This is a genomic window from Ferrovibrio sp. (assembly GCF_964218355.1).
Lineage (GTDB): Bacteria > Pseudomonadota > Alphaproteobacteria > Ferrovibrionales > Ferrovibrionaceae > Ferrovibrio.
Genome location: NZ_CAXPMC010000018.1, coordinates 120,460 through 128,081, shown reverse-complemented (window position 1 = coordinate 128,081; position 7,622 = coordinate 120,460). Strand labels below are relative to the sequence as shown.

Sequence of the window (7,622 nt, the reverse complement as noted above, 5' to 3'; positions counted from 1 at the left end):
AAGCAGAAGACGGCATACGAGATTTCAATCGGTGACTGGAGTTCAGACGTGTGCTCTTCCGATCTCGGCCGCTTTCCGTTGCGACGGATGCAGGCGGCGCTGGATCGCCTCCGGCCGGCCTGTCCATTGGGGGAATCCATGCTTCTGCATGATATGATCGGCCAGATCGATTAAATCGGACGCCCGGGAGAGAACTGACTGTGACAAAGCCTTGCCGACGGGGGCGCAAGCGGCAGTATTATCAGTGACCTGATCACGCAGCGGAAGAAATCCATGCGGTTTGCCGACAAGATCGACGAGGAAGGCCTGCGCGGTCTGTATCGTTACTGGCTGTCCAAGAAGACCAGCCGGTTCCCGCCGCCGCGCAGCAGCATCAATCCGACCGAACTGCCGCGGCTGCTGCCGATGATGTTCGTCATCGAGGTCGACCACGGACAGCAGCGCTTCCGCTACCGCCTCGCCGGCCAGCAGGTCGAAGACCTGGTGCAGACGCGGCTGCACGGATTGTGGCTGGACGAGGCGTTACGGTCGCCGCTGCGGGAATTCTTCGACGAGGGTTTCTGCATCGCCGCCTTCGAGCGCAAGGTGCATTACCGTTGCAATACGCTGCATCTGGCCGGGCGGCCCTATATCCGTTATTCGCGGCTGCTGCTGCCGCTGTCGGATGACGGCGAGCGGATCGACCATCTGCTCGGCTGCATCAAGCTGGATGGCGCCATCAATACCCGCAATCCAAGCCAGCTGGAGGAACACGAGATCACGGTCAGCGATGTCGCGACCTTCGAGCGTGACGCCTATGAAACCCTGCAATGAGAATCTGCAACGAGGATCTGCGGCGCTCCGGGGAGCGGGCCGGCCGGTGAGGGCGAATGCGGCGGCGGCATGGCCGCCGCGGCGTCACATTTCGACCTGGCTCCAGTTCACCTTGCCGAGCGGCATGTTCTTCAGCTTGTCGACATAGGGTTTGGCGCCGATGTAGGTCGGCGCCAGGCTGACGCCCTGGGCGACCAGAACGACGTCATCCTTCTGCAGGCGCTGTTTGAAGGCAGCCATCGACCGCTGCGCCATTTCCGGTGTGGCGACGCCGGCCTCGGCAACCATGATCAGGGTCACGGTCTTGCCATCGATGGAGAAATTGGCAAACGGGAATCGCTGGCCCATGGGTGTTCTCCTCTTGTGCAGCGATGCAATAATCGTATGCCATCATAAGTAAAATGCCTAACAGTTTATTGCGGTTGTGCAACCTACTAGGCCGGCGAGAATACCAGGTATTCACCAGCAACACTGGGTAGCGAATATTCTCCGCCGGCGCCCGCACTGGCTTTTGTCGCGGCGCGCTCCAGATAGCGGGACGGTCATCGATATGTCAGGAAGGACCCCGATCATGATCGTATTGCGTCATCTGCGGCCGGCCAGGCGGCGGCGCCTTCCGGCGCTGGCCCTTGCCGCGATGCTGGCGGCCATGGCAGCCGGGCCGGCACAGGCCGGGCTGACACTGCTGGATCCGGGTGCGGCGGGCAGCATCGATACCGGCGAGCGCAGCAATTACACCGCCGTGACGATCAGCAATCTGGGCGACCAGCCCGGCCGCCTCGAACTGGGCGCGCCGGCCAACAGCGTCATCGAGATTCCGCCCTCCGGCACGGTCGAACTCAATGCCAGCTATGGCCGGGCGGCGGTGCAGGCGATCAATCGCGGCCCGACCCGGTTGCGCATCCTCACGCGCTACCAGGAAACCTTCCGCGCGCCCTGATCGCACGGCGCCCGGTGCGCGGGTGCTGGCGTCATAAGTCCCGGGTGTCGCGCGGCAGGAACGTGTCCGGGTCGAGGGCGATGAAGAACCCGTCACGGAACCCGCCGGTGCCGCTGAGATCGGTGATCGAACGCGGATGCACCGGCAGTTCGCTCGGCCAGACCTGCGCACTGAAAACCAGCGCCGCGGATGGTCCGCCATGGCGCAGGGGCAGCATCAGCCGGCGGGTGAAGGCATAGCCGCTGGCATCCCAGCGGAACACGCTTTCGGAATAGACCGGAACGCCCTCCTGCAGGGTCGTGGCGTAGATGCGCTCCATGTAGTCGCGATAGCTGCCCTGCATGATTTCCGCCGTGGTGCGCCCGGTGAAATCGAAGGTGTAGCGTTCGACATGGGCAGTGCCGACCAGTCGGTAGCGCGCCGCCGCCGATCCGGCGACCGGCTCGGTCAGCAGCAGGTTGGGCCATACCGAGGGCGGCAGATGCAGTGGATCGATGTCGGTGCGGTCCGGCATCGGCTGGCCCCTGCGCCGCGCCGCCCAGTACCGGGCCACGGCCGACAGGGTCGGGTCGTCGGTGAAGAGGACCTGCCCGTCGTCACCCATGCTCGTTCGGTCCCCGCCCGGCCGATCTCATGGCCGGAATGATACGACATAAACCCGGCCGCGCGTCAGGATTTGATTGCACCGGCCTCGCCGTCATCCTGGCGGACGGCCGCTGCGATGAACAGGCCGAGCAGGAACCAGAAGGGCCGCTGGAAAAAGAAGTCGTGGACCAGGCCGGACGCCGTCATACATGCGAGGATGATCAGCAGGCCGAGGCCCCAGGCCAGGGTCTGAGGGCGGCCCATCGCCTCGAAGGCGGTCTTGACGAACAGGATCAGCACGACGGTCAGGACCAGCAGGCCGAGAAGCCCGGTTTCCGCCAGCAGCCAGACCGGAACCGAATGGATGACCAGGAACTGCTGCCCGGCCTCGATCCGCCCCTGCACATAGGCGCCCAGGCCATTGCCGAGAACCGGATGCTGCAGCCACAGGTCCCAGCCCTGGACAATGGTCAGCCAGCGCTCGCTGTCGGAGGAATCGCGACGCAGGGGCAGGGACAGGTAGGCACTGACGCTGCGATTGAGATCGAAAGAGTTCAGAAGGGTCTGCGCATAAGCCAGTATCGACGGCAGCAGCAGCAGCAGCAGATAGGCGCCGCACAGATATCCGGCGGTGACGAAGGCTTGCCGGCGCCGCTCCGGGGGCGAAAAAACCATCATGACAATGATGAGAATGGCCATCATGCCCATGCCGGCGCGCGAATGGGAATAATGGATGGCGGCAAGGATGACCAGGAGGGCCGCATTGCTCAGATACTGCGGCATCCTGAAAGACACGGCATGTCTCAGTGCGATGGTGGCCGCGGCGGCCATGACCATCTGGAAGGCAAAGGCGTTCGAGTTTCCGGCATATCCCCTGAGCGGCATGCTGAGCATGTCGGCAGGCAGGGTGTCGATAAACAGGGCATACAGCATCAGCACCAGCTGCAGGGCGGCAATGGTTGCCCCGGACAATGTAAAGGCCTGCAGCATGGCATTGATGATGTTGCGGGGTGTCAGGGCCATCAGCGCACCGAGGGCGACATACCCGGTGATGACCACCCAGCCGAAGCCGCGGTTCATCAGCGCCCAGTCATTCGACCCGAAACGCAGGTAGCCGACGCCAAGGCTGAACAGCAGCAGCAGTGAAATGGCACCCAGTGCCCAGATCAGAAAAGCCGGCAGCGGGCGGAAGCTGCGATGCAGCCAGGCGAGCAGCAGCAGCATGCCAAGGCCGGTCAGTGCCAGGATATCGGCGGCATTCGCGGTTACCTCGGCATTGGCAGTCGGCAGCCGGATCTGGAAATACACCAGAATGGCACTGAGGAATACGGCGCCGCCGGCAACGATGCCCAGCCAGTGGTCATGGTTGATGGGTGTCTCGGCTTCGGCCGCAGGGCGGGCAGTGGTGGCGGATGCCAGCCGGGCCTGGGCGAAAAGCCATGCCCCGAGTATCCCGCCGGCCAGTGTCACCAGCAGCGACAGCAGGCCGATGGCAACGGCGCCGGCGACCGCGGTCGAGGAGCTGACCCCGACCACTGCCAGCGCCTGGGCCGCGCTCAGCTCGCGGATGCCCCAGCCGGAAAAGCTGATCGGCAGGCTGGCCGTGAACATCACGATCGTCAGCGCGGCGACAACGCCGGGTGAAACCGGCTGGCTGTAATCCGCCAGCAGGACCAGATACGCAAGCAGCATGCAGGCCTGTGCCGCCAGCGTCAGCAGCAGTGCCGGCCAGAAGCGCAGCAGCTGCCGGGGCAGCTGGCGGATCTGCCCGCGCACCGCCGGACGGGTCAGCAGCAGTGCGAAATTCACCGCAAAAACGAGAACGATGCCGGCCAGCAGCGACAGCAGATAGGTGCCGCCGCTTTCCAGGTCGATGCCGATCCGCAGGAACAGGAAGAAGGCGCCGCCCAGGCTGAACAGGAACAGCAGGCCGGCGGCAATGACACGCTCCCAGTAGGTGGCCAGCACGGATACGCCGACCGGGATCTGCGCGGCCTTCAGGGCCGCGGCCCGGCTCAGGCTCTGACCCACGATATTGAGCAGGACCTGGTTGGATACCTGTCCGACCGTGAAAGCCAGCAGGGCATCGCGCCAGGGCGGGGTATAGCCGAAGCTGCCGAGGACCGAGCGGAAACGGAAGAACACCAGCGCCGTATTCAGCAGGATCAGCAGGCCGGCCAGCAGGGCTGCGCGGCCGCCGATGTTGCCCAGGGTGCTGACGATGGTGTCGGTTCCGACCACGTAAATGGCCGCAAAGAAGCTGACACCGGACACCAGGGCGATCAGGCCGATGCGGAAAAGTTTGCGCGAAAGCATGGGGCGGAGCCCGCAGAGAGGGAGCGTCGTGGGTGCCGGCGATCACCCCGACCACCGTGCATGTGTTTTGCACCAAAGGAGCGCGACCGACAACCTGCGGCAGAACGGTAAAATCGGCCCCGTTCCTGCCGGTCTGCCAGCCGGCGGGCGCCAAGTGCGGTGATGTGCGGTGGGCGGACTGGTGCTGCCGGACAGGATTGAACTGTCGACCTCCTCATTACCAATGAGGTGCTCTACCACTGAGCTACGGCAGCCCGGCCGATACGGACAGCCGGCAGCGGGGCGCATCGTGGACCCGGTCGGCGTCGGGCGCGGAAACTGCCACAGGCGGCGGGATGACGCAAGCGCGACGGGGCGGATTTCGACGGCGGTCTGCCTTTGACCTGATTTCCGCGGCAATCCGGCAGAATCCGGCTGTCACCTGCCGCCGGGTCCGGGGCATGCTGTCGCGGGTCTGCCGCCCGGCTTGACTCAGCCCGGCCGGCTTGGCTATCGCTGGGCTCCGCTTTCCCGGAGCCTGCATGACCGGCCCAGAATTCCCCGCATCCGGCCCCGCCGATCCCGCGCCGCCCGCTGTCGGCACCGAGATCGAGCGCAAGTTCCTGCTGCTGGACACGGGGATCGCTGCCGGGCTGGCCGGCCAGCCGATGGTGCAGGGTTATTTCGCCGATATCGCGGGCTGGTCGGTGCGGCTGCGCACCGCCGTGGCCGCCGATGGCGGCGCGCGGGCCTGGCTGACCCTGAAAAGCCAGGAGGCCGGGGCCGCCCGCCGCGAGATCGAGGTGGCGGTGGCCTATGATTTCGCCGGCCGCATGCTGGCCAGCCTGCCGCCCGACAGCCTGATCAGCAAGATCCGCTACCGGCTGCCGCAGAAGGATGCCGCCGGCCGCGTGCTGGTCTGGGAGATCGACCGCTTCCTCGAACGCCATCACGGCCTCTGGCTGGCCGAGATCGAGCTGCCGCGCCTCGATTATCCGGTCCGGCTGCCCGCCTGGATCGGCGCCGAGGTCACCGACGATCCCCGCTACCGCAACTCGGCCCTGGCCCGGGCCGGCAATGCCGCCGCGGTGGCGCCGCCGCCGGCCGAACTGGTTGCCACCGTGCGGCAGCTGCTGGCCGATGCCGGCCGGATCGAGGCGGCCGGCCCCGGAGATGCACCGGGAGATGCACCGGTGGCGCTGCATGCCTGATCCGGTGAAACCCGGCGGCAGCTGGGCCGAACTGGATGCGGCCGCGCGCGAGGCGCGGCTGGCGGCGAAGCTGCGCGCCAACCTCGCCCGCCGCAAGCAGCAGGGCCGCGCCCGCGATGCCGATGCCCGCGATGCCGATGCCCGCGATGCCGATGCCCGCGATGCCGATGCTGGTGCCGATGCCGCCGGCCCTGTCCCGGCCCGTCCGGGGCTTGACCGCGAGGACGGCGGCGCGTAACCGGGACTGCCAGTTCCGCAAGCCCGGGGGAGTTTCCGCATGTCCGTGATGTCCGATATCTGGATCCGCCAGATGGCGCGCGAGCACGGCATGATCGAACCCTTCGTCGAGGCGCAGAAGCGCGAGGGCACCATCTCCTACGGCCTGTCCTCCTACGGCTACGACGCCCGGGTGGCCCGCGAGTTCAAGATCTTCACCAATGTCGACAGCGCCGTGGTCGACCCGAAGGAATTCTCGCCGAGTTCCTTCGTCGACCGCGAGACCGATGTCTGCGTGATTCCGCCGAATTCCTTCGCGCTGGCGCGCACGGTGGAATATTTCCGCATTCCGCGCGACGTGCTGGTGATCTGCTTGGGGAAAAGCACCTATGCCCGCTGCGGCATCATCGTCAATGTCACACCGCTGGAACCGGAATGGGAAGGCCATGTGACGCTGGAATTCTCCAACACCACGCCTTTGCCCGCGAAGATCTATGCCAACGAGGGCGCCTGCCAGTTCCTGTTCCTGCAGGGCGACCGGCCCTGCGAGACGTCCTACGCCGACCGGGCCGGCAAATACATGGGCCAGCGCGGCGTCACCCTGCCCAAGCTCTAGGCCCGCCTTGCCGCCGGCCGGGCCGGGAAACTGGCCGCAGCGGGCGATTTGGCCTAGGCTCGGCCCATGCACAGGCGCTCCTCCCCGAACAGCGGACCGCGCTTCGCTGCCCTGTCACGGCCGGCCCGCCGGCTGCGCGCTGCCGCCTGCGGCCTCGCCACCCTTCTTGTGCTGCTGCCGCCGGCCAGCCATGCGGCGGATACGCCGCTGCGCTTCTGCTTCACCAGATGGGCCCCCTACACATTCCTGCAGGATGGTGAACCGCAGGGCCTGTCGGTCGGCATCCTGCGCGAGGCGGCCCGGCGGGCCGGCTTTGCGGCGCAGTTTGCCGAACTGCCGTGGAAACGCTGCCTGACCGGCGTCGCCGGCGGCATGTATGATGCCGCCATGGACGGCGCGCCGCGGGAGGAATTCGTTTCCGGCCGCCATTCCTACGTGACCTCCTTCTACAGCTTCTGGGTCCTGGCCGAGGATGCGCGTCTCGGTCCGTCGGACCCTGCCGCGTTCGCCGGCCGGAAGGTCAGCCTCGTGCATGGCTGGCAGTATCCGCTCGACGAGACTGCGGCGGCACAGCCGGATTATGTCCGGCTGGACAGCGAGGCCGGGCAGATCCGCAGCCTCGTCGCCGGGCGGCAGGCGGCGGCCTATGGCGACAACATCACCCTGCGCTGGACCGCGATCCGGCTGGGCCTGGAGGATGCCGTCCGCCCGCTGCTGCCCGCCCATGGCATGGCGGCGCTCTACCCGCTGTTCGCGCCGGCGCAGCTGGAGGCGGCGCGGAAGGTGGATGCGGCCATCGGCAGCATGCTCGCGGACGGGGCGGTGGACCGCATCTACCGGCAGCATATCGGCGTCGGCCTCAGCGAGCTGAAGGCCCGCAGCCGCCCGCCCCGGGCCGCCCGGCCGGGAAACTAGCCCCCGCACTGGCGATTCGGCCCGGCTTGGG

9 protein-coding genes and 1 tRNA gene are annotated in these 7,622 nt (G+C 66.7%); 6 read left to right on the top strand and 4 right to left on the bottom strand.

The features are described 5' to 3' along the window. The first annotated feature begins 273 nt into the window (after positions 1-273). Positions 274-813, top strand: a complete 540-nt coding sequence (locus ACEQZY_RS12615) for a PAS domain-containing protein (RefSeq protein WP_370154865.1) — start codon at positions 274-276, stop codon at positions 811-813. A gap of 84 nt (positions 814-897) precedes the next feature. Here the strand turns inward: ACEQZY_RS12615 and ACEQZY_RS12610 are convergent, their stop codons facing one another. Further along, positions 898-1,161 (bottom strand): hypothetical protein, encoded by a 264-nt coding sequence (locus ACEQZY_RS12610; RefSeq protein ID WP_370154862.1) that lies wholly within the window; start codon positions 1,159-1,161, stop codon positions 898-900. Positions 1,162-1,384: 223 nt separating this feature from the next. On the opposite strand from ACEQZY_RS12610, the gene ACEQZY_RS12605 reads away from it, so the two are divergent. Further along, entirely contained in the window at positions 1,385-1,753 is a 369-nt protein-coding gene (locus ACEQZY_RS12605) for a hypothetical protein (RefSeq protein ID WP_370154859.1), read from the top strand. A gap of 31 nt (positions 1,754-1,784) precedes the next feature. Here the strand turns inward: ACEQZY_RS12605 and ACEQZY_RS12600 are convergent, their stop codons facing one another. The 3 genes from ACEQZY_RS12600 to ACEQZY_RS12590 all read right to left on the bottom strand — a co-directional run bounded on the left by ACEQZY_RS12600 (position 1,785) and on the right by ACEQZY_RS12590 (position 4,908). Beyond that, complete coding sequence (locus ACEQZY_RS12600) at positions 1,785-2,357, bottom strand: PAS domain-containing protein (RefSeq protein WP_370154856.1); 573 nt, start codon at positions 2,355-2,357, stop codon at positions 1,785-1,787. A gap of 65 nt (positions 2,358-2,422) precedes the next feature. Beyond that, positions 2,423-4,654 (bottom strand): lysylphosphatidylglycerol synthase domain-containing protein, encoded by a 2,232-nt coding sequence (locus ACEQZY_RS12595; protein ID WP_370154853.1) that lies wholly within the window; start codon positions 4,652-4,654, stop codon positions 2,423-2,425. 179 nt (positions 4,655-4,833) lie between these two features. Then, a tRNA-Thr gene (locus ACEQZY_RS12590) sits at positions 4,834-4,908 on the bottom strand. Between the two features lie 267 nt (positions 4,909-5,175). On the opposite strand from ACEQZY_RS12590, the gene ACEQZY_RS12585 reads away from it, so the two are divergent. From ACEQZY_RS12585 to ACEQZY_RS12570, 4 genes are all read left to right on the top strand, one after another. Next, the gene (locus tag ACEQZY_RS12585; protein WP_370154850.1) at positions 5,176-5,844 is read left to right on the top strand and encodes a hypothetical protein; all 669 of its coding nucleotides are present in this window, start codon (positions 5,176-5,178) and stop codon (positions 5,842-5,844) included. Beyond that, the gene (locus ACEQZY_RS12580) at positions 5,837-6,082 is read left to right on the top strand and encodes a hypothetical protein (RefSeq protein ID WP_370154848.1); all 246 of its coding nucleotides are present in this window, start codon (positions 5,837-5,839) and stop codon (positions 6,080-6,082) included. Before ACEQZY_RS12585 ends, ACEQZY_RS12580 begins: the two co-directional genes overlap by 8 nt. Before the next feature lie 39 nt (positions 6,083-6,121). Next, a complete protein-coding gene (gene dcd / locus ACEQZY_RS12575) occupies positions 6,122-6,676 on the top strand; it encodes a dCTP deaminase (RefSeq protein WP_341705817.1) in 555 nt (184 codons plus the stop codon). 66 nt (positions 6,677-6,742) lie between these two features. Beyond that, a complete protein-coding gene (locus tag ACEQZY_RS12570) occupies positions 6,743-7,591 on the top strand; it encodes a substrate-binding periplasmic protein (RefSeq protein ID WP_370154845.1) in 849 nt (282 codons plus the stop codon). The last annotated feature ends 31 nt before the right edge of the window (positions 7,592-7,622 follow it).

Bases quoted from the DNA above. Each gene is read 5' to 3' on its own strand.
- ACEQZY_RS12615 (WP_370154865.1), top strand. From the start codon at position 274: ATGCGGTTTGCCGACAAGATCGACGAGGAAGGCCTGCGCGGTCTGTAT.
- ACEQZY_RS12610 (WP_370154862.1), bottom strand. From the start codon at position 1,161: ATGGGCCAGCGATTCCCGTTTGCCAATTTCTCCATCGATGGCAAGACC.
- ACEQZY_RS12605 (WP_370154859.1), top strand. From the start codon at position 1,385: ATGATCGTATTGCGTCATCTGCGGCCGGCCAGGCGGCGGCGCCTTCCG.
- ACEQZY_RS12600 (WP_370154856.1), bottom strand. From the start codon at position 2,357: ATGGGTGACGACGGGCAGGTCCTCTTCACCGACGACCCGACCCTGTCG.
- ACEQZY_RS12595 (WP_370154853.1), bottom strand. From the start codon at position 4,654: ATGCTTTCGCGCAAACTTTTCCGCATCGGCCTGATCGCCCTGGTGTCC.
- ACEQZY_RS12585 (WP_370154850.1), top strand. From the start codon at position 5,176: ATGACCGGCCCAGAATTCCCCGCATCCGGCCCCGCCGATCCCGCGCCG.
- ACEQZY_RS12580 (WP_370154848.1), top strand. From the start codon at position 5,837: ATGCCTGATCCGGTGAAACCCGGCGGCAGCTGGGCCGAACTGGATGCG.
- dcd (WP_341705817.1), top strand. From the start codon at position 6,122: ATGTCCGTGATGTCCGATATCTGGATCCGCCAGATGGCGCGCGAGCAC.
- ACEQZY_RS12570 (WP_370154845.1), top strand. From the start codon at position 6,743: ATGCACAGGCGCTCCTCCCCGAACAGCGGACCGCGCTTCGCTGCCCTG.